This is a genomic window from Paractinoplanes ferrugineus (genome assembly GCF_016862195.1).
GTDB classification, from domain to species: domain Bacteria; phylum Actinomycetota; class Actinomycetes; order Mycobacteriales; family Micromonosporaceae; genus Actinoplanes; species Actinoplanes ferrugineus.
Map to the genome: position 1 here is coordinate 68,063 of NZ_BOMM01000073.1, position 19,459 is coordinate 87,521.

At 71.7% G+C, this 19,459-nt stretch carries 16 protein-coding genes and 1 pseudogene; 9 read left to right on the forward strand and 8 right to left on the reverse strand.

The genetic code is table 11. The features are described from left to right. Positions 1-20 precede the first annotated feature (20 nt). Genes Afe05nite_RS38195 through Afe05nite_RS38205 form a run of 3 tightly spaced genes read left to right on the forward strand, consistent with a single transcriptional unit; the run spans position 21 to position 2,032 of the window. Entirely contained in the window at positions 21-743 is a 723-nt protein-coding gene (locus tag Afe05nite_RS38195; protein WP_203822208.1) for an MBL fold metallo-hydrolase, read from the forward strand. 60 nt (positions 744-803) lie between these two features. Then, on the forward strand, positions 804-1,304 hold the full coding sequence (locus Afe05nite_RS38200) for a GNAT family N-acetyltransferase (protein WP_203822209.1): 501 nt from the start codon (positions 804-806) through the stop codon (positions 1,302-1,304). 11 nt (positions 1,305-1,315) lie between these two features. Further along, positions 1,316-2,032: a hypothetical protein gene (locus tag Afe05nite_RS38205; RefSeq protein WP_203822210.1), complete on the forward strand. Its 717-nt coding sequence runs from the start codon at positions 1,316-1,318 to the stop codon at positions 2,030-2,032. Between the two features lie 122 nt (positions 2,033-2,154). On the opposite strand, the gene Afe05nite_RS38210 is transcribed toward Afe05nite_RS38205, so the two are convergent. The 6 genes from Afe05nite_RS38210 to Afe05nite_RS38235 all read right to left on the reverse strand — a co-directional run bounded on the left by Afe05nite_RS38210 (position 2,155) and on the right by Afe05nite_RS38235 (position 9,502). Then, positions 2,155-3,165, reverse strand: coding sequence for a 5'-3' exonuclease (locus Afe05nite_RS38210; protein ID WP_203822223.1), 1,011 nt, complete (start codon positions 3,163-3,165; stop codon positions 2,155-2,157). Between the two features lie 345 nt (positions 3,166-3,510). After that, the gene (locus Afe05nite_RS38215; RefSeq protein ID WP_203822224.1) at positions 3,511-4,512 is read right to left on the reverse strand and encodes a LacI family DNA-binding transcriptional regulator; all 1,002 of its coding nucleotides are present in this window, start codon (positions 4,510-4,512) and stop codon (positions 3,511-3,513) included. A 69-nt stretch (positions 4,513-4,581) separates the two neighbouring features. Further along, the gene (gene araA / locus Afe05nite_RS38220) at positions 4,582-6,084 is read right to left on the reverse strand and encodes an L-arabinose isomerase (RefSeq protein WP_203822211.1); all 1,503 of its coding nucleotides are present in this window, start codon (positions 6,082-6,084) and stop codon (positions 4,582-4,584) included. A gap of 63 nt (positions 6,085-6,147) precedes the next feature. Further along, positions 6,148-6,858, reverse strand: coding sequence for an L-ribulose-5-phosphate 4-epimerase AraD (gene araD, locus Afe05nite_RS38225; RefSeq protein ID WP_203822212.1), 711 nt, complete (start codon positions 6,856-6,858; stop codon positions 6,148-6,150). Further along, positions 6,855-8,507 carry a ribulokinase gene (gene araB / locus Afe05nite_RS38230; protein WP_203822213.1) on the reverse strand — a complete coding sequence of 551 codons (1,653 nt, stop codon included), beginning with the start codon at positions 8,505-8,507 and terminating at the stop codon, positions 6,855-6,857. The genes araD and araB overlap by 4 nt, the downstream gene beginning before the upstream one ends. Beyond that, on the reverse strand, positions 8,504-9,502 hold the full coding sequence (locus Afe05nite_RS38235; protein WP_203822214.1) for a LacI family DNA-binding transcriptional regulator: 999 nt from the start codon (positions 9,500-9,502) through the stop codon (positions 8,504-8,506). Before Afe05nite_RS38235 ends, araB begins: the two co-directional genes overlap by 4 nt. Positions 9,503-10,395: 893 nt before the next feature. On the opposite strand from Afe05nite_RS38235, the gene Afe05nite_RS38240 reads away from it, so the two are divergent. The 4 genes from Afe05nite_RS38240 (at position 10,396) to yjfF (ending at position 15,054) form a co-directional block, all read left to right on the forward strand. Next, positions 10,396-11,382 carry an ABC transporter substrate-binding protein gene (locus tag Afe05nite_RS38240; protein WP_203822215.1) on the forward strand — a complete coding sequence of 329 codons (987 nt, stop codon included), beginning with the start codon at positions 10,396-10,398 and terminating at the stop codon, positions 11,380-11,382. A gap of 137 nt (positions 11,383-11,519) precedes the next feature. Beyond that, positions 11,520-13,019, forward strand: coding sequence for a sugar ABC transporter ATP-binding protein (locus tag Afe05nite_RS38245; protein ID WP_239118511.1), 1,500 nt, complete (start codon positions 11,520-11,522; stop codon positions 13,017-13,019). Then, positions 13,016-14,038, forward strand: coding sequence for an ABC transporter permease (locus Afe05nite_RS38250; protein ID WP_203822217.1), 1,023 nt, complete (start codon positions 13,016-13,018; stop codon positions 14,036-14,038). Before Afe05nite_RS38245 ends, Afe05nite_RS38250 begins: the two co-directional genes overlap by 4 nt. Continuing rightward, on the forward strand, positions 14,035-15,054 hold the full coding sequence (gene yjfF, locus Afe05nite_RS38255) for a galactofuranose ABC transporter, permease protein YjfF (protein WP_203822218.1): 1,020 nt from the start codon (positions 14,035-14,037) through the stop codon (positions 15,052-15,054). Before Afe05nite_RS38250 ends, yjfF begins: the two co-directional genes overlap by 4 nt. A 57-nt stretch (positions 15,055-15,111) precedes the next feature. Here the strand turns inward: yjfF and Afe05nite_RS38260 are convergent, their stop codons facing one another. Further along, entirely contained in the window at positions 15,112-15,978 is an 867-nt protein-coding gene (locus Afe05nite_RS38260) for an alpha/beta hydrolase family protein (protein ID WP_203822219.1), read from the reverse strand. Positions 15,979-16,138: 160 nt separating this feature from the next. On the opposite strand from Afe05nite_RS38260, the gene Afe05nite_RS38265 reads away from it, so the two are divergent. Next, complete coding sequence (locus tag Afe05nite_RS38265) at positions 16,139-18,895, forward strand: helix-turn-helix transcriptional regulator (RefSeq protein ID WP_203822220.1); 2,757 nt, start codon at positions 16,139-16,141, stop codon at positions 18,893-18,895. A gap of 52 nt (positions 18,896-18,947) precedes the next feature. After that, a complete protein-coding gene (locus Afe05nite_RS44765) occupies positions 18,948-19,082 on the forward strand; it encodes a hypothetical protein (RefSeq protein WP_275407546.1) in 135 nt (44 codons plus the stop codon). A gap of 1 nt (position 19,083) precedes the next feature. On the opposite strand, the pseudogene Afe05nite_RS38270 reads toward Afe05nite_RS44765, so the two are convergent. Next, positions 19,084-19,459, reverse strand: a pseudogene (locus Afe05nite_RS38270) (glycogen debranching enzyme); the annotation flags it as partial.

A 19,459-nucleotide genomic window follows, 5' to 3' on the forward strand; every position in this document is an offset into this window, starting at 1 on the left:
CGCGCCGATAATCGGTGGGCATGAGACGCAGACTGCTGTTCACGGGCGGTGCCGGGGTCCTCGGCGTCGCGGTGCTGACCGCCTGCTCCGACTCCTCCGCCGGCCCTGGCCCGGCCGCCTCGGAGACCCCCGCTCCGGCCGCCGGCGGCGCGGTGGCCGGCGACTGGCGCCAGGTCAACATGTCCTACGTGTCGGCCTACATCCTGGTGCGCGGCCAGGAAGCGGCCATCGTGGACCTCGGCGTGACCGGTTCCGAGTCGGCGATCGAGACCGGCCTCAAGGGTGCGGGCGTGGGCTGGGGCGCGGTCAAGCACATCGTGCTGACCCACCTGCACGACGACCATGTGGGCGGCCTGGGCGAGGTGGCCCCGCACGTGCAGGGCACGATCTACGCCGGCGCCGGCGACCTGTCGTCGATCATCTCCGACAAGCCGTTGAAGCCGCTCAAGGAGGGCGACGAGGTCTTCGGCATGCGCATCGTCGAGACCCCCGGCCACACCCTGGGCCACATCTCCGTCTTCGAGCCCACCACCGGCATCCTGGTCGCGGGTGACGCCCTGCGCACCACGGAGGGACTGCAGGGCTCCGACCCGCGATACACCGCCGACGAGGTCAAGGCCGCGGCCTCCGTCCGCAAACTGGCCGGCATGGACATCAAGGCGATCCTCCCCGGCCACGGCACGCCACTGACCACCGGAGCCGCCAAGGCCTTGACGGCTCTCGCCGCGACGATGCCGTCCTGAGACCCGATCCGTTCCCGCCCGATCGCCGCGTCGCCCGGCACCCCTCGGAAGGATCGGTGGATGAGCTTCCCACCACGCCGGCTCGGGGCCGACGACTGGCGGACCTGGCGTGACATGCGGCTGGCCGCGCTCGCCGACACCCCGGACGCCTTCGCGTCCACGCTCGCCAAGGAAGCGGGCTACACCGAGGCCGACTGGCGGGCCTGGCTCGCCGCTCCGCTCGGGCTGAAACTCCTCGCCGGCGACGACGCCGGAATGATCGGCGCGTGGGCGCCCGACGGCACGGTGGAGCTCTACAGCATGTGGGTGCGTCCACAGTGGCGCGGCCGAGGCGTCGGCGACCTGCTGATCGGCGAGGTCCTCCGCTGGGCCGGGACGCGACCGGTCGAGCTCTGGGTCGCCGAAGGCAACGTGGTGGCCGAGCGCCTCTACCTGCGGCACGGGTTCCGGCTCACCGATCGGCGGCAGCCGCACCCGGGCCGCTCCGGCGTGCGGGAACGCCTCATGGTCCGCGAATGCGGCGGGAACCCAGGGCTGCCGACCCGGCCGGACAACGACTAGGGTGCTCGCTCATGACCGGGGACAAGATCGCGAACGACGCCGCGCCGAGCGACCCGCCACCGGCCGCGGAACCGCCCCAGCCCTCGAAGCCGGAACCGTCCCAGCCCTCGAAGCCGGAGCTCGCCCCGTCGCGGACCGCCCCGCCGGCGACCCGGGAGGCCGAGCCTGCTCCGTCGCCGGCCGCGCCGGAGGATGCGGCGTTTTTGCCGGCCGCCCAGCCGGGGGCAGCGCTGGGTGATGCGGCGGACGACCTGGTCGACCTGGTCGACGGGGCGGCGTTCACGCATGCTCCGACGGGGCGACCGGTCGATCCGGCGGAGCTTCCGTTCGCCGGGACCTATCCGGATGTGCCCGAGGTCGTGGCGACGGACGACGACTTCGACGACGAGCCGGTGGTGGTGGGCTTCGACCGGCGCGCGGACATGTGGTGGCTGATCACGCCGATCGTGACGCTGCTGGTGGCGCCGATGATCGCGGTCGTGCTCGCGTTCTTCGTGACGGCCTCGGACGACAATTCCCCGGGCGTCTGCGGTGACGTGCTCGCCGACAACGGCTGTGAGGAAGCGGTGCTGCGGATGATCGCGCAGCACACTGTCGCGTTCGGAATCCTGTGGCTCGGCCTGTGGGCGCTGCCCTGGTACCGCGGGCTGCGCAAATACCGGGTCGCGCTGGCCGTGCTGGCCTTCGCCGTGCTGCTGGCCGTGCCGCTGCGACTGACCAGCGGCTGACCCCACGTGGCCGGCCCGGCGGCTGACCCCACGTGGCCGGCCCGCTGTCGGCTCGGGAGCGGCCGACAGCGGGCAGAGCGGTCGGCTCGGCCCGGCGGTCGGCTCGGCCCGGCGGTCGGGGGTCAGAAGAGGGCGAGCTGGCCGGGGGTCGGGTCGCGGCGGGCGGTGAGGCCGCCGCGGAACGTCCAGGGGCGCAGCTCGGGCATCTCGTCGGCGGGGGGTTCGCCGTCGGCGGCCGGGGGTGGGGGAGCTCCGCCGACCAGGGCCCACAGGGAGGGGCCCAGGTTGATGCCGCGGGCTCGCAGGGCCTGGCGCATCGTCAGGTAGTCGAGCGGCAGCCGGGCGTCGGCCAGGGCGGGCAGGTCGAGGTCGTGGCGCATGCTCATCAGGCTGCGGTTGCGTTCGATGGTCTCGCGGGCTGTCGCGGCGATGAAGTGGGTGGCGGCCTGGTCGCCGACGGCGGCTCGCAGGTCGGCCTCGGGCGCGTCCCAGGCGGCCTCCACGGTGCCGAACGCGGTCAGCAGCTTCTTCGCGGTGGTGGCGCCGAACCGGCGTACCCCCGGGAGGTTGTCGGAAGGGTCGCCGCGCAGCGCGGCGAAGTCCCGGTATTGCGCGGGACGCACGCCGTAGAGGCCGGGCAGGCCGTCCGCGTCGATCAGGACGGCCTCGTCGAAGCCGCCGTTGCGGACCCGCAGCACCGACGTGGTGTCGTCGATCAGGGCGAAGGCGTCGCGGTCGCTCGTCATCAGCACCGACTCCCAGCCCGCCGCGCGGGCCAGGGCGGCCCCGCTGGCCAGCACGTCGTCGGCCTCGTAGGCGGGCGGGACGACGGTGCAGACGCCGGCGTCGGTCAGCAGCGGGGGAGCGGCCAGCAGTTGGGCGGTCAGGTCGGCGGGCTTGTCGGGGCGGTGGGCCTTGTAGCCGGGGAACCGGGTGCGGCGCGCCGACGACTCGGGGCAGTCGAAGCCGACCAGCACCGCGTCGGGCCGCAGGTGACCGGCGGCCCGGGCCAGATGGCCGATCAGGCCGCGCAGGGCCCAGACCGGGGATCCGTCGGGCGCCGTGATGCCCTCGAGCACGCCGGCGTGGTAGGCGCGATGCAGCAGGCTGTTCCCGTCGAGAACCAGAAGCATCGGCACGCGAGGAAGACTACGCGCTGACCCGCCGGGACCATCACTCCCCTGATTGCCCCGGCGGGGGTCTCTGCGCGGTCGCCGCGCGGCCCGGCACCGACCGCCGTGATGCCGCTGTGGTCCGTCCGGCGGACCCGGGCCTGGCGTCGGGTGCGCCGGCTGCCGGGCCGGCGACCAAACGAACATCGGGCGTGGCCGAGAGGATGTTCACGTTCACAAGAAGCGGAGCGTCTCGGCGGTTTCGACGTTGTTTCCGGCAATGTTAACGATCACAACGGAGCTGTCAAGATGGGAGTGGCACGATCTTTCCCATTCGGAGATTCGGACCCGACGCATTGGCCGTGATCAATGCGTGGCACCGGCCCGGGGCGGGGCGACGCTGTCCCGGTCGACGAGCATCGGGGCGATCGTGCGGCGGGTGCCGATCCGCGACGTGCCCGACTCGATCTGCGTCATCAACAACTCCAGCGTGGCCGTGGCCACCGCGGCGAAGTCGGGGCGCACCGTGGTCAGCGGCGGCGAGAAATAGGCCGCCTCCGGCACGTCGTCGAAACCGACGATGCTCACGTCGGCGGGCACCCGCCGGCCGTGCTCGTTGAGGGCGCGCAGCAGCCCCAGCGCGATGTGGTCGTTGGCCGTGAAGACCGCCGTCACGTCGGGCAGCCGGGCGAGCAGCTGGCCGTTGCGATAGCCGGAGCCCGCGCTCCAGTCGCCGGTGAGAAGCGGCGGGATCTCGACGCCGGCCTCCTGCAGCGCCGCCTCCCAGCCGCGCACCCGCCCGGCCGAGTCGAACCAGTCGCTCGGCCCGGAGATGTGCCACACCGTCTGATGCCCGGCGGCGAGCAGGTGACGGGTGGCGGCCCGGGCGCCGGCCACCTGGTCCACCGTGACCAGGGTGCTCGAGCGCTCGGGGTCGCCGTCGATCGTCACCAGCGGGACGTCCGCGTGCAGGTTCGCCAGCGCGGGACCGGCCGAGGCGACCGGCGCGATGACCACCAGGCCCGCCACCCGCTGGTCGAGGTGGCGTTCCACGGCGTCGCTTATCGAGCGCTCGTCGAGGCTGCGCACGCTGCCCACGTTGACCGCGAAGCCGGTCGCCTGGGCGGCCTCCTCGAAGGCCGTCAGCATCGACGCCGGCCCGTAGAGCGACGAGTTCTGCGTGACCACGCCGATCACCTGGGAGGTGCCGGTGACCAGCGCTCTCGCCGCCCGGTCGGGCCGGTAGCCCAGCTCCGCAATCGCCGCCCGTACCTTGAGCCGGGTCTGCTCGCTCACGTTCTTGTGCTCGTTGAGCACCCGCGAGACGGTCTGATGGGACACCCCCGCCAACCGGGCGACGTCCATCATGCCCGGCGGCCGTCCGCGCTTCACGCTCACCGACACCCCGCATCTGCCATTTGCGGGCAGGATATCTCCTCACCGCAGTCCGCCCGCCAGCAGCTGATACGTGGCGTTCCACTTCAGCTCTCGGCGAATCTTGCGCGGGGTGCTTTCGGCATCGATCAACACCAATTCGGTACGGGTGAGTTCGGCGAACTGCTCGACCGTTTCGGCGTCCAGCGCGGTGCTCAGTACGGTGTGGTGCGGACCGCCCGCCATCAGCCAGCATTCGGCCGAAGTGGGCAGGTCGGGGTGCGGTTCCCAGACCGCCGAGGCGACCGGGAGCCGGGTCAGTTCGGCGTCCGGCGGCACCACGTCGATGGTGTTCGCGACGAGCCGGAAACGGTCGCCCATGTCACAGATTCCGACCACGACACCCGGGCCCGGCGCGGCCGAGAATTTCAGCCGAACGGGATCTTCGCGGCCGCCGATTCCCAACGGGTGGATCTCCAGAGTCGGTTTCCCGCCGGCGATGGAGGGGCAGACCTCGAGCATGTGGGCGCCGAGAATGCGCTGCGGCCCGGGCCCGAGGTGATAGGTGTAGTCCTCCATGAAGCTGGTGCCGCCGGGCAGGCCGTGGGCGGCCGCCTTCAGGGTCGCCACCAGCAGCGAGGTCTTCCAGTCGCCCTCGCCGCCGAAGCCGTACCCGTCGGCCATCAGCCGCTGGACCGCGAGGCCGGGCAGCTGGCGCAACCCGCCGAGGTCCTCGAAGTTGGTGGTGAAGGCGCCGAACCCGCCGTCGGTCAGGAACTGCCGCAGCCCGGCCTCGATGCGCGCGCCGTAGCGCAGCTCCTCGAGGCGCTCGTCGTGCAGCTCCGGCAGCACGTCGTAGGTCTCGAAGTACTCGTCGACCAGCTCGTCGATGGCCTTCGCGGGGACGGCGTCGACGACCGCGACCAGATCGTTCACGCCGTACGTGTTGACCGAGGCCCCGAAATGCCGCTCGGCCTCGACCTTGTCGCCCTCGGTCACGGCCACGTCCCGCATGTTGTCGCCGAACCGGGCGAGCCGCAGGTTGCGCATCGTGGCGACGGCCATCGAGGCCCGCGCCCACGACCCGACCCGGGCGGCGGTGCGCGGCTCCGAGGCGTGCCCGGCCACCGTCGTGCGGGCCACCCCGAGACGGGTCTGCACGTAGCCGAACTCCCGGTCACCGTGCGCGGCCTGGTTGAGGTTCATGAAGTCCATGTCGATGGTGCCCCACGGCAGCTCCCGGTGGGCCTGCGTGTGCAGGTGCAGCAGGGGCTTGCGCAGCGCCTCGAGGCCGCTGATCCACATCTTGGCGGGGGAGAACGTGTGCATCCACGCGATCACCCCGATGCAGTGGTCGTCGGCGTTGGCGGCGATCATGACGGCCTTGATGCCGGCGGCGTCGGTGAGCACCGGCCGCCACACGATCGGCACCGGGATGTCCGGCGAGCCGTCGAGCTGCGCGACCACCTGCTGCGACTGGGCGGCCACCTGAGCGAGGGTGTCCTCGCCGTACAGGCCCTGGCTTCCGGTGAGGAACCAGATCTCGCGGCCGTCGAATGGGTTCATGCTTACCCTGCCTCTGCTTAATTACGGTTCATTCGGTTTTCCGCTGCGGGCCGGCCGAGTGGTTCACATGCTGTTCTCCGCTGCGGGGCCGGCAGAATTGCCGTAGTAGCTGCCGGGGCCGTGCTTACGGGTGTAGTGCCGGCGGATCAGGTGCTCCGGCGGCTGCGCGGCCGGGTTGAGCGCGAGCGTGTGGATCGCTATCCGGGCCACCTCCTCGCAGACGATCGACGCCTCGAGGCTCTTGGTGGCGTTGGCCCCCCAGGTGAACGGGCCGTGGCTGGCCACCAGCGCGGCCGGCACCGAGTCGGCGTCGCCGTCGAGCACGTCGAGGATCACCAGGCCGGTGTTGCGCTCGTAGTTCTCGGCGCACTCCGCAGGCGTCAGATCGCGGGTGACCGGGATCGGGCCGTCGAAGTTGTCGGCGTGGGTGGTGCCGAGGACCGGGATCTCCCGGCGGGCCTGGGCGAACGCGACGGCGTGCGTGGAGTGCGTGTGGGTGATCCCGCCGATGCCGGGGAAGGCCTGGTAGAGGATGCGGTGGGTCTCGCTGTCGACGGACGGCTTGAGCGACCCGCCGACCACCCGGCCGGTCTCGATCTCGACCGTGACCAGGTCCTCCTCCCGCAGCGAGGCGTACGGGACGCCGGACGGCTTGATCACGTAGACGCCCGCCCCGCGGTCGACCCCGCTGACGTTGCCCCAGGTGAGCGTGGCCAGGCCGGCGGTGGCGATGCGTACGTTGGCCTCGAGGACCTCGCGCAGCAGATCCCTCATCGCAGGGCCTCCCGTCGGATCCCGCGCAACCGGCGCATGACGTCGTTGCCGTGCCGTCCGAAGTAGTCCACCAGCGTGCGGTACTCCGCGTAGAGAGCGTCGTAGCGGTCGGCGTCGGCCTCGTCGGGTGTCCAGGCACCGCGGACCACCCGGCCCATCGCCGCGGCGGCGGCCCGGATGTCCGGGTAGGCCCCGGCGGCCACGGCGGCGTGCAGTGCCGAGCCCAGTGCCGGTCCCTGGTCGGAGTCGAGCAGGCTGATCGGCATCCGGGTGACGTCCGCGTAGATCTGCATGACGAGGGGGTTCTTCTGCAGGCCGCCGGTGACGATGAGCTCGTTGACCTCGACCCCGGACTCGCGGAAGGTCTCGATGATCAGCCGGGTGCCGTAGGCGGTCGCCTCGATGAGCGCCCGGTACTGATCCTCGGGCCGGGTGGCCAGGGTCTGCCCGACGATCACCCCGGACAGCTCGTGGTCGACGAGCGGCGACCGGTTGCCGGAATGCCAGTCGAGCGCCATCAGCCCGTGCGCGCCGACGGGCCGGCTCGCCGCGAGTGCGCTCAGGTATTCGTGGACGCTCTGCCCGGCGGCCGCGGCCGCCTCGGCGTACCCGGCCGGGACGGCGTTGTCGACGAACCACCCGAAGATGTCGCCGACCCCGGACTGGCCGGCCTCGTAGCCCCACAGACCGGGAACGATGCCGCCCTCGACCACCCCGCACATGCCGGGCACCTCGCGCAGTACGTCGCCGCTCATCACGTGGCAGGTCGAGGTCCCCATGATCGCCACGAGCTGACCGGGCTCGACCGCCTGCGCGGCCGGCGCCGACACGTGCGCGTCGACGTTGCCGACCGCGACGACGACGCTTGTGGGCAGGCCCATCCAGCCGGCGGCCTCCTCGGTCAGGGTGCCCGCGGGCTGGCCCAGCTGCCCGATCGGGGCGTCCAGGCGGGTCGCCGGGAAGTCGGCGAACGCCGGGTTCAGCTCGGCCAGGTAGGCCGCCGACGGGTATTCACCGTCGACGAACTGTCCCTTGTAACCGGCGGTGCACGCGTTGCGCAGATAGGTGCCGGTCATCCGCCACACGATCCAGTCGGCCGCCTCCACCCAGTACCGGGTGGCCGCCCACACCTGCGGGTCCTCCTCGAGCACCTGCAGCGCCTTGGCGAACTCCCACTCGGAGCTGATCAGACCCCCGTACCGGGGCAGCCAGGCCTCGCCGCGCTTCGCGGCGACCTCGGTGATGCGGTCGGCCTGCGGCTGGGCCGCATGATGTTTCCAGAGCTTGATGTACGCGTGCGGCCGGTCCCGCCACTCGTCGAGCTCGCACAGCGGCGCCCCGTCGGCGGTGGTGGGCAGGACGGTGCAGGCGGTGAAGTCGGTGGCGAGCCCGATCACGTCGGCCGGATCGGCCCCGGCCGCCCGCAGCGCCTCCGGCACCGCGTGGCGCAGCACGTCGAGGTAGTCCTGCGGGACCTGCAGGGCCCAGTCCGGGGGCAACGGCTTGTCGGCCCGGCCCGGCAGGTGCCGTTCGAGCACCCCGTGGGTGTACGCGTGGACCGCCGACCCCAGCTCGGCACCGTCACTGACGCGAACGACCACGGCGCGCCCCGACAGGGTGCCGAAGTCCACTCCGATCACGAGAGTCATGCGGGGATCCTTTCCGGCGTCTTCACCGTGTCTCGGGAGATGAGGACCGGCTCGACGAGGGCCGATTCGGCCGACTTCACGCCGGTGGCCAGCTGGTCGAGCAGCAGTCGCAGGGCCTGGCGGCCGATGTCGGCGAACTCCTGCCGGATGGTGGTCAGCGCCGGGTGGAAGTAGCCCGCCTCGGGCACGTCGTCGAAGCCGATGATGCTGACGTCGTCGGGGATGCGGCGGCCCTGCTCGGCGAGCGCGCGCATGATGCCGAGAGCGACGTGGTCGTTGGCCGCGAAGATGGCGGTGCAGTCCGGGATGCGGGCCAGCATCCGCCCGCACTGGTAGCCGGAGGCGGCCGACCAGCCGGCCCGGGCCATCGGCGGGGCGATCGCGCCGGCCTCGGCCAGGGCGGCGCGCCATCCGTCCTCCCGGGCGCGGCTGCCGTGCCACTGCTCGGGCCCGGCCACGTGCCAGACCGTGCGGTGCCCGGCGGCGAGCAGGTGGCGGGTGGCGAGCAGGCCGCCGGTGTACTGGTCGACCGACACGTTCGCGCACTGCCACTCGGGCAGGCCGTCGACGGTCACGATCGGCACGCCGTCCGGCACCAGGCGCATGGCCTCGCCGGCGGCGTCGACCGGAGCTATGAAGACCAGCCCGGCCGCGCCCTGCTGGACGAGTCGCTCGACGATGCGCCGGGAGGCGGCCGTGGCGTCGTACCCGGCGACGTGCCCGACGGTCAGCGAGAGGTCGGCGCTCAGCGCGGCCTCGCCGATCGCCTGCACCATGCTGGACGGGCCGTAGAGGGTGGTGTTCTGGGCGACCACCCCGACCACGTTGGACCGGCCGGTGGCCAGCACCCGGGCCGACAGGTTGCGCCGGTAGCCGAGTTCGGCGATGGCGGCGAGCACTCGGGTGCGGGTGGTCGCGGACACGTGCGGGTGTCCGTTGAGCACCCGCGAGACGGTCTGGTGCGAGACGCCCGCGCGGGCGGCGACGTCCGACATGACGGGTCCGCGGTGCGGCGGCGGGAGAGCCGAGCTCATGTTACGGCCGTGCCGGCGCGCCCCGGCTCGTCTCGTCCTGCGTGGCGCGGACGGGCCTTCATGGGCGGTCCCTTCGACGGTGGGGCCCGCGTCATGACCGAGCGGAGCGAGCGTCAGGATCGCGCAAGGTCTCACGGGGTGGGCCGGATTGTGAACGCAAACATGCTTGCCCCGTCGTCTTGCTGTCAAGGGCCGGGGGACGGCCCGTTATCTGTTCGTGACATTCACGGCACGCCTTGCTGACGTGCTTAAACCCTTAAGAAGGTGCGTTTTGCCGGGTTAGGGAGGGTGTCGGCGGTGTATCCGTACTGTTTCCGGCAGGTGATCTTGGAGGTCAATCTATGGGTAACTTTGTTAACGATCTCAAGAGGTTGACTGACGTCGATCCGTCAAGTAGGGCATGCGCCGGACCAGGGTCGAAAGGATCGATCGAGCGCCTCCGTCCGTATCGGATCGGCAACGGAACGGCTGCGCCCGTGGCCGGGTCCGGCCGGCCGTGCGAGTGTCGTCCCGCGGTCGGTCGATAGTTGAACGCGCAGGTCGAGGCCTGTGAGCGCGAACAGTTCATCGATGGACGGGGTGGACAGATCGGACAGTGCCTGCTGGCAGGCATCGATGCAATCTTCCGGTAACAAAGAGCGATCACCTCTTGACTCGCCTGTTGAGAACGGTAACACTCGCGAAACGCAGTACCGGTGGCGTCGGTAAGCCCCGGGTTGGTCTCGGTGGTGGAGGACGACTCTCCACCACGGCTGTTCCCCTATTTGAAGTAGACGAAGGCGCGGGGAACCTCTCCCTGTTAACGTTCACAAACCCCGCGCCGGTGGCTGAAGGTCGCCCTGAAGGAGGAAGTAGTGCTCAAAAAGCTGTCTGTTGCGGTGGCCGGTTTCGTGCTGCTCGGTTCGGCTCTGGCCGGCTGCGGTAGTAGCGGTGACGACTCGTCGGGCTCGGGCAAGAAGGATGGCAAGATCGTCCTGGGCTTCTCGCAGGTCGGCGCCGAGAGTGGCTGGCGCACCGCGAACACCAAGTCGATCCAGGACTCGGCCAAGGCCGCCGGCATCGAGCTGAAGTTCAGCGACGCCCAGGGCAAGCAGGAGAACCAGATCTCCGCGATCCGGTCCTTCATCACCCAGAAGGTCGACGTCATCGCCTTCTCGCCGGTGGTCACCTCGGGCTGGGACGCGGTGCTCAAGGAGGCCAAGGACGCCAACATCCCGGTGATCCTGACCGACCGCGCCGTCGACTCGCAGGACACCTCGCTGTACGTGTCGTTCCTCGGCTCGGACTTCATCGAGGAGGGCAAGAAGGCCGGCCAGTGGCTGGTCGACCAGTACAAGGGCAAGAGCGGCCCGGTCAACATCGTCGAGCTGCAGGGCACCACGGGTGCGGCGCCGGCGATCGACCGGCAGAAGGGCTTCGCGGAGACCATCGCGGCGGACCCGAACCTGAAGATCGTGAAGAGCCAGACCGGTGACTTCACGCGGGCGCAGGGCAAGACTGTGATGGAGACCTTCCTGCAGTCGACGCCGAAGATCGACGTGCTCTACGCGCACAACGACGACATGGGTCTCGGCGCCATCGAGGCGATCGAGGCGGCCGGCAAGAAGCCCGGCCAGGACATCAAGATCATCACGGTGGACGCGGTCAAGGACGGCATGACCGCCCTGTCCGAGGGCAAGATCAACTACATCGTTGAGTGCAGCCCGCTCCTCGGCCCACAGCTGATGGACATCGCCAAGCAGGTCAAGGACGGTGGCACCCCGGAGAAGCGGATCCTCACCAAGGAGACGACCTTCACCCAGGAGCAGGCCAAGACCGAGCTCCCCAACCGTCAGTACTGATTTAGTTCGCGCGGCCGGCCCCGGGGCTCATCCCGGGGCCGGCCCGCGGGGCGTGAAACGGAGCACGAATGGGCGAGCCTCTCTCCTTGTCCGGGACTTCCGCGCCGGCCGGCGTCGGTGGCGGCCCGGTTCTCGAGATGACCGGCATCCGCAAAGTCTTCCCCGGCGTCGTCGCCCTCGACGGCGTCGACTTCCGTCTCTTCCCGGGTGAGATCCACGCCCTGATGGGGGAGAACGGCGCCGGGAAGTCCACCCTGATCAAGGTGCTGACCGGTGTCTACGACATCGACGGCGGCGAGATCACGCTCGGCGGTTCACCGGTGCGGTTCACCGGCCCGCTGCAGTCGCAGAAGGCCGGCGTCAGCACGGTCTACCAAGAGGTCAACCTCTGCACCAACCTGTCGGTCGCGGAGAACATCTTCATCGGGCGCGAGCCCCGCAAGTTCGGCCGCATCCAGTGGGGACTGATGCGCAAGCGGGCCGCCGAGCTGCTCACCCGCCTCGACCTGGACCTCGACGTCTCGGCCACGCTCGACACCTACTCGCTCGCGATCCAGCAGATGGTCGCGATCGCGCGCGCGGTCGACGTCTCCGCACGGGTGCTCATCCTCGACGAGCCGACCTCCTCGCTCGACGCGTCCGAGGCGGAACAGCTGTTCAAGATCATGCGGCGGCTCCGGGACGAGGGCGTGGCGATCCTGTTCGTCTCGCACTTCCTCGATCAGATCTACGAGGTCTCCGATCGGCTCACCGTGCTGCGCAACGGCAAGCTGATCGGCGAGTACAAAACCGCCGAACTGCCCCAGGTGCAGCTGGTCGAGAAGATGATCGGCAAGGAGCTCGCCGTCCTCGACGACCTCGAGGACAAGGCGCAGCGCACCCGCACCAAGTCCGCCGGGGCGCAGCCGATCCTGTCGGCGACCGGGCTCGGCCGCACCGGCGCCATCGCACCGTTCGACCTCACCATCCACGAGGGCGAGGTGGTCGGCCTGGCCGGGTTGCTCGGCTCCGGGCGTACGGAACTGGCCCGTCTGCTCTTCGGCGCGGACCGCGCCGACTCCGGTGAGCTGAAGATCGACGGCAAGGACGTGTCCCTGCGCAGCCCGCAGAGCGCGATGAAGCACGGGATCGCGTTCTCCTCGGAGAACCGCCGCACCGAAGGCATCATCGGCGAGCTGACCGTGCGTGAGAACATCATCCTCGCGCTGCAGGCCGCCCGCGGCTGGACGCGGCCGATCCCGCGCCGCAAGCAGGACGAGCTGGTCGACAAATACATCAAGGCGCTGCAGATCCGGCCGGCCGACCCGGAGCGCGAGGTGCGCAACCTCTCCGGCGGCAACCAGCAGAAGGTGCTTCTCGCCCGCTGGCTGATCACCGAGCCGCGCCTGCTGATCATCGACGAGCCGACCCGCGGCATCGACGTCGGCGCCAAGGCCGAGATCCAGAAGCTGGTCGCCGAGCTGTCCGACGGCGGTGTGGCGGTGCTGTTCGTCAGCGCCGAGCTCGAGGAGGTCCTCCGGCTCAGCCACAAGATCGAGGTGCTCCGCGACCGCCGCCTGGTCGAGGAACTGGAGAACACCGAGGGCGTCGACGCCGACCGCATCATGCAGACCATCGCCAGCGGAGCAGTGCAATGACCATCCTGAAGAACCGCTTGTTCTGGCCCGCCGTCATCCTGTTGGCGCTGCTGGTCGTGAACATGTTCACGTCCAACCAGTTCATCACCGTTCGCGACGGACACCTGTTCGGCACGCTGCCGGACATCCTGCGCGGTGCCGCGCCGCTGCTGCTGGTCGCGCTCGGCATGACGCTGGTCATCGCCACCGGCGGCATCGACCTGTCGGTCGGCTCCGTCATGGCGATCTCCGGCGCCGTGGCGTGCCTGCTCATCAGCCACCTCGGCGACCAGAGCGCGATCGGCTCGGTGCTGCTCATCGTCGCGGTGGCGATCGGCGCGTCCCTGCTGCTCGGACTCTGGAACGGCACCCTGGTGGCCGGGGTCGGCATCCAGCCGATCATCGCGACCCTGATCCTCATGGTGGCCGGGCGTGGTGTCGCCCAGCTCATCACCGACGGCCAGATCATCAACGTGCAGTCCAGCCCGTACGCGGCCATGGCGACCGGTCATTTCCTGGCCCTGCCGATCGCGTTCCTGATCGCGGTCGCCGCGATCGTGCTGGTCACCCTGCTCACCCGGCGCACCGCGCTGGGCATGCTGCTGGAGTCGGTCGGCGGCAGCCCGACGGCGAGCCGGCTCGCCGGCATCCGCGCCAAACGCATCACCGTGATGGTCTACGTGGTGTGCGGCGGCTTCGCCGGGCTCGCCGGTCTGATCTACAGCGCCAACATCAAGAGTGCCGACAGCATCTCGGCCGGCAACCTGATCGAGCTCGACGCCATCCTGGCCGTCGTGATCGGCGGCACCGCTCTGGTCGGCGGCCGGTTCTCCATCGCCGGCACGGTGATCGGCGCGGTCCTCATCCAGACCCTGGGGGTCACGGTCGTCGCCGTCGGCGTGCCGAGCAAGGCCACGCTGCTGTTCAAGGCCGTCATCGTGGTGGCCCTGTGCCTGTCCCAGTCCGCGACGTTCCGGCAGAAGGTCTTCGGACGCTTCCGGCCGTCCCGTCCCGCCGTCGCGGCGGAGGTGCCCGCATGACCACCGTCGACATGACACCGGCGACCAACAAGACGACGCCGACCAACCCGCGCCGCCGGGTGTACCGCCCGAACACCAAGTACATCCCGATCCTCGCGACCCTCACGCTGCTGCTGGTCATGTACTTCACCGGGGTGGCGAACTACGACAACTTCGGCCAGCCGAGCGTCGTGGTCAACCTGTTCCGCGACAACGCCGTACTGCTGGTCGTCGCCGTCGGGATGACCTTCGTGATCATCACCGGTGGCATCGACCTGTCGGTCGGCGCGGTCATCTCCATGACCACCACGCTGACCGCCACCCTGCTGCACGCCGGCTGGCCGCCGCTGGTCGTGCTCCCGCTGGTGCTGCTGCTCGGCTCGCTGCTCGGCATGGGCATGGGTGCGGTGATCCACTTCTTCAAGGTGGAACCGTTCATCGCGACCCTGGCCGGGCTGTTCCTGGCCCGCGGCATCGCGCTGTTCATCAACCAGAACTCGATCCCGATCCGGGACAAGTTCTGGAAGACCCTCTCCGAGTACCGCATCGTCCTCGCCGACGGCGTGGTCACCAAGGTCACCTCGGTGACCGCCGTGGTCGTGGTGCTGCTGGCGGCGCTGGTGCTGGCCTGGACCCGGTTCGGCCGCAACGTCTACGCGGTCGGTGGCAACGCCGACTCGGCCCTGCTCATGGGTCTGCCGGTGGGCCGCACGAAGATCGCCGTCTACACCCTCAGCGGCTTCTGCGCGGCCCTGGGTGGCGTGCTGTTCAGCATCAACTCGACCTCCGGCTGGGCGCTGCAGGGCCAGGGCCTCGAGTTGGACGCGATCGCCGCCTGCGTCATCGGCGGCGTGCTGCTGACCGGCGGCTCCGGCTACGTCTTCGGCTCCCTGCTGGGTGTGCTGGTCTACGGCCTGATCCAGACCATCATCACGTTCCAGGGCGACCTGAACGCGGCCTGGACCCGCATCATCATCGGCCTGCTGCTGTTCGGCTTCATCGTCCTGCAGCGGGTGGTGACGAGAAAGGCCAGATGAGGCTGCCGCGTCGCCCCTGCCCGGCCGGGTGTCCGGCCGGGCAGGGGGCGCTCGCGGTCAGGACAGCGGGCAGGTGTTGCGGTAGTCGGAGACTTCCAGGCCGCTGGGGCCGGGGCAGATGAACTGGTCGTAGCGGGTGTCGTTGTCGACGAAGCGCTTGAGCCAGGCCACCGCCATCCGGCCGGTGAGGGTGTCGACGGTCTGCGGGAAGAAGTGGCTGGCGCCCCGCAGTTCCAGGTAGGCCTTCTCGGGTGCCGACGGGAGGGTCGTGTAGAACGGGATCGAGTGGCTGAGCACCGGGGCGATGGTGTCGGCCTGACCGCCGACGATCAGCGTGGGCACCCGGTCGTCGCCCCAGGTCTTGTCGGTGTTCCACGGGGCCAGCGGGACCGCCGCCTGTAGGGCGGGCCGGTCCCTGGAGGCCTCCAGGGTTCCGCCGCCGCCCATCGAGTGACCGGCCACCGCGAGGCGCGCCGAGTCGACGCGGGAGCGGATCGAGCTCTGCCTGGTCAGGTAGTCGAGGGCGGCCAGCAACTGGTCGCCGCGCTGGGCGGGCTGGTCGAGCAGGGTGTTCGTCTCGATGCCGATCACCACGAAGCCGTGCGAGGCGATCCGCGGGCCCAGCCAGCTGATGCTGGACCAGGTGGCGGTGAAGCCGGGGGAGATCGCGACCGCGCCGAACGTGCCGTCGGCGGTGCTCGTCGGATAGTAGATGACGCCGCCGCCGAAGCCGCTCACCAGCGACGAGACGTTCGTCTGGGCGACCGCGTACGGGCCGCGCGCCGCGTCGAGTGCGGTCGTCGTCGGGGCCGGGCCGCGCTGGTAGGGGTTGTCGGCCGCCTGCGCCGCCGGGGCCGGAGCCACCGCCAGCAGGACCGCTGCGCTCGCGGCCGCCAGGAGACGGCGAGCTTTCAAGGGGTTCATCCGGGACGCTCCCTGGGAGTCGGGGGATTGATGACGGTCAGTGTCGGTTCGGGCCGCGGGCGGACGCATCGGCGAAATCACCGGCCTTGTAATACGGCGGAAATATTCGTCAGGTGAAAGGTCCCTTTCGGCCGGTGGGCCGGGCGGCCAGACTCGGTCCATGGTTGATGCACTTGAGGTGCAGGAACCTCTGGGACGTGCCGAGGCGCTGGCCCGCGGGCCGGCCGCGGCGGCCGGCGGCGGCGGGCTGGTCTACCTGGGGGCGCCCGGATCCGGCCGCAGCACGGTGCTGCGGGCGGTCGCCGCACGGCTGCCGGACCGGATCGTCCTCGCCGCCGACGGCCTGCCCGACGAGACCGGGTTGCCGTATTCCGGCCTGCAGCGCCTGCTCGGCCCGATCACGGGGGAGCTGCCGCCCGGGCGGTACGACGGACTCGTCCGGGTGCCGGCGGGCCGGCCCCCGGGCGACTGCCGCCTGGAACTCGGCCTGTCGATCGGGGCGCTGCTCCGGACAGTGGCGGCGAGCCTGGGCCCGGTCGTCTGCGTGGTCGACGACGCCGACCTCCTCGATTTCCCGTCCTGGCAGCTGCTCAAGCTGGCCGTGCGGCGGGCCGGGGTCCCGCTCCTGGCCACCGCGCTCGACTCACCGGCGGGCCGGCGGACCGCTGCCGGCCTGCCCGTCCACCACCTGGGCGCCCTCGACGACCGGGCCGCCCACACGCTGCTGCGGCGCTCGGCTCCCGGCATCGCCGACGAGGTGGCCATCGCGCTGCTCGACCTCGCCGCCGGCAACCCGGCCGCGCTCGCCGAGCTGGGCGCGGACCTCACCGCCGAGCAGCGCCGCGGGTTCGCCCCGCCGCCGGTCACCCTGCCGCCGTCGAGCACCCTGGGCCACCGGCTGCGGGCCGCCGTCGCCGCCCTGCCACCCCGCACCCGGGAACTGCTGCTGCTGGCCTGCGCACCCCCGCAGGTGGACGTGCACGACCTCGCCTCCGGGTCGGCCCGGCCCGGCCCGCCGGCCGAGCTCGAGGCGGCCGAGCGGGCCGGGCTCGTCGAGGTGGTGGGGGCGCAGGTGCGGTTCCGGCCACCGGTGCTGCGGGCGGTGATCTATCACGACGCACCGATCGGGCACCGGCGCGCGGCCCACCTGACGCTCGCCGGGATTCTCGCGGACCGGGGGCGCCGGCTGCCCGCCCTGCTGCATCGGGCCGCGGTGGCGGCGACCCCCGACGAGACCCTCGCCCGCGAGCTGCGGGAGGCTTCGGCGGGTGCGGCGCCCGCGGAGGCGGCGACGGCTTTGCGGTACGCGGCGGAGCTCACCGGCGATCCCGGCCCCGCCCTGCTCGGCCCCGCCCTGCTCGGCGCGGCCCGGGCGGCGTGGGCGGCCGGGCGGCCGGCGGACGCGGTCACGCTGTCGCGGCGGATCGCCCGCACGGTGGCCCCGGTCGAGGTGCGGGCCCGCGCGCGGGGCCTGCTGGCCGAGGTCCGGTTGCGCGGGGCGCCGCTCGCCGCCCGCGACGCCCTGCTGGACGTGGCCGCCGAGCTGCTGCCGGTCGACCTCGCCGGCGCCCTGGAGGCGCTGCTTCTCGCGGGTGAGGCATGCTGCCGCGCCGGGGACGGCGGCCGGTTCACCGCCCTGGCCCGGCAGGCGGAGCGTCAGGTGGCGGCCGGAGCCGGCAGCCCGGCGGCGGCCCGGCTGGGCGGGCCGGGCGGGCCGGGCGGGCTCGACGGGCCGGCCGGGCTCGACGGGCGGGGCGGGGCCGCCGTCGAGCTGGCTCTGCATCAGATCGGCGGCCTCGCGGACCTGACGGCGGGCGCGGACGACCGGGCCTTCGCCCACTTCCGGGCGGTACTGCGGCTGGCCGGGCGGGTCGACGATCCGCGCCTGCTCATCCCGGCGGCGATGGCGGGCGTGCTCGTCGGGCAGGACCGGTGCGGGGCGGAGATCGCGCACCGGGCGGCCGGGCTGGCGCGGGCCGCGGGCGTACACGTACTCGTGCCGGCTGCTCTGGAGGCCGCCGCGTACGCGGAAATGGCCGCCGGTCGTCATGCGGCCGCCACCGACGCCGCTCTGGACGGGGCCGCCTCGGCCCGGCGGGCCGGGCGCCTCGACCTCGCCGACACCCACCTCGCGTTGCTCGCGGTGCTGGCGGCGCTGGTCGGGGACCGGGCGAGCACCGAACGGCGGGTGGCCGAGGCGACCGCCCGGCAGGATGACGCGCGGGACCTGTGCGCGTGGGCGGATGCGCTGCTCGACCTGGTGGAGGGCCGGCCGGCCGATGCCGCGACCACGCTCGCCGCGATCGTCGCCGCGCCGGCCGGCCGGGGGTCGGTGGTGCTGCGGGTGGCCGTCGTCCCGCATCTGGTCGAGGCGGCCGGCGCCGCGGCGCCGCCGATCGACGCGTTCGACAGGTGGGCCGGCCGCACCGGGGAAGCGGCCTGGCTGGCGTTGCGCGCCCGATGCCGGGCATTGCGGACCACCGACGGGGTGGCCGCCGACGACCACTTCCGGGAGGCGCTGCGGCGGCACGACCAGGGCTTCGCGCGGGCGCACACCGAACTCCTGTACGGCAGTCAGCTGCGCCGCCGTCGTCGCCACCTCGAGGCACGGGCCCATCTGCGGCTCGCGGCCGGGACCTTCCACCGGCTCGACGCGGCGCCGTGGGCCGCACACGCGGCGCGGGAGTTGCGGGCGGCGGGGGAGCGGGCCGTGGCCGGTCCGGCCACCCCGGGGCCGCCGCTGACCGCGCAGCAGGAACGGATCGCCGGGCTGGTCGCCGGCGGGGCGACCAACCGCGAGGTGGCGCAGCAGCTGCAGCTGAGTCCGCGCACGGTGGACCACCATCTGCGCAACGTCTTCGCCCGGCTCGGCGTGCGGTCCCGCACCGAGCTGGCCCGGCTGCTCGCGGCGGGCTGAGAGACATCGACCCGGGTGACAACTCGGCGGCCGCGGCGGCGTCCTGGATGGCGTGGAAACCGCCGAGGAGCACGGGTCGACCGTCCCGGCAGGCGGTGAGCTCCATCTGCTCGACCGGACCGGCCGGACGGTCAACCGCCGGACCGAACCGGACTCGCTGCGTTCCGCGATCCTGCTCGGTCCGTGACTCAGTAGCGGCAGCGCAGCACCTCGAGGGTGTGGCCGAGCACGTCGACCTGGCTGCCGGCCCGCGCGGTCTTGCGCCGGGTGGCCAGCAGCGGGTCGGCGGTGTTGACCACGACCTCCCAGGTGCGGCCGAACTCCTCGGGCGGCAGGGTGAACGACACCGGTTCGCCGAGCGGGTTGAACAGCAGCAGGAACGAGTCGTCGGTGATCACCTCGCCGAGGGCGTCGCGCTCCGGGATGCCGTGGCCGTTGAGGAACACCGTCATCGTCATGCCCGATCGGGTGTTCCAGTCGGCGTCGGTCATCGCCTCGCCGTCGCGGCGCAGCCAGGCGATGTCCGGCACCTTGGAGTCGCCGACCAGCTCGCCGCTGAAGAAC

Coding starts and splice junctions, on each gene's coding strand:
- Afe05nite_RS38195 (WP_203822208.1), top strand. CDS start 21: ATGAGACGCAGACTGCTGTTCACGGGCGGTGCCGGGGTCCTCGGCGTC.
- Afe05nite_RS38200 (WP_203822209.1), top strand. CDS start 804: ATGAGCTTCCCACCACGCCGGCTCGGGGCCGACGACTGGCGGACCTGG.
- Afe05nite_RS38205 (WP_203822210.1), top strand. CDS start 1,316: ATGACCGGGGACAAGATCGCGAACGACGCCGCGCCGAGCGACCCGCCA.
- Afe05nite_RS38210 (WP_203822223.1), bottom strand. CDS start 3,165: ATGCTTCTGGTTCTCGACGGGAACAGCCTGCTGCATCGCGCCTACCAC.
- Afe05nite_RS38215 (WP_203822224.1), bottom strand. CDS start 4,512: ATGATGGACGTCGCCCGGTTGGCGGGGGTGTCCCATCAGACCGTCTCG.
- araA (WP_203822211.1), bottom strand. CDS start 6,084: ATGAACCCATTCGACGGCCGCGAGATCTGGTTCCTCACCGGAAGCCAG.
- araD (WP_203822212.1), bottom strand. CDS start 6,858: ATGAGGGATCTGCTGCGCGAGGTCCTCGAGGCCAACGTACGCATCGCC.
- araB (WP_203822213.1), bottom strand. CDS start 8,507: ATGACTCTCGTGATCGGAGTGGACTTCGGCACCCTGTCGGGGCGCGCC.
- Afe05nite_RS38235 (WP_203822214.1), bottom strand. CDS start 9,502: ATGTCGGACGTCGCCGCCCGCGCGGGCGTCTCGCACCAGACCGTCTCG.
- Afe05nite_RS38245 (WP_239118511.1), top strand. CDS start 11,520: ATGACCGGCATCCGCAAAGTCTTCCCCGGCGTCGTCGCCCTCGACGGC.
- Afe05nite_RS38250 (WP_203822217.1), top strand. CDS start 13,016: ATGACCATCCTGAAGAACCGCTTGTTCTGGCCCGCCGTCATCCTGTTG.
- yjfF (WP_203822218.1), top strand. CDS start 14,035: ATGACCACCGTCGACATGACACCGGCGACCAACAAGACGACGCCGACC.
- Afe05nite_RS38260 (WP_203822219.1), bottom strand. CDS start 15,978: ATGAACCCCTTGAAAGCTCGCCGTCTCCTGGCGGCCGCGAGCGCAGCG.
- Afe05nite_RS38265 (WP_203822220.1), top strand. CDS start 16,139: ATGGTTGATGCACTTGAGGTGCAGGAACCTCTGGGACGTGCCGAGGCG.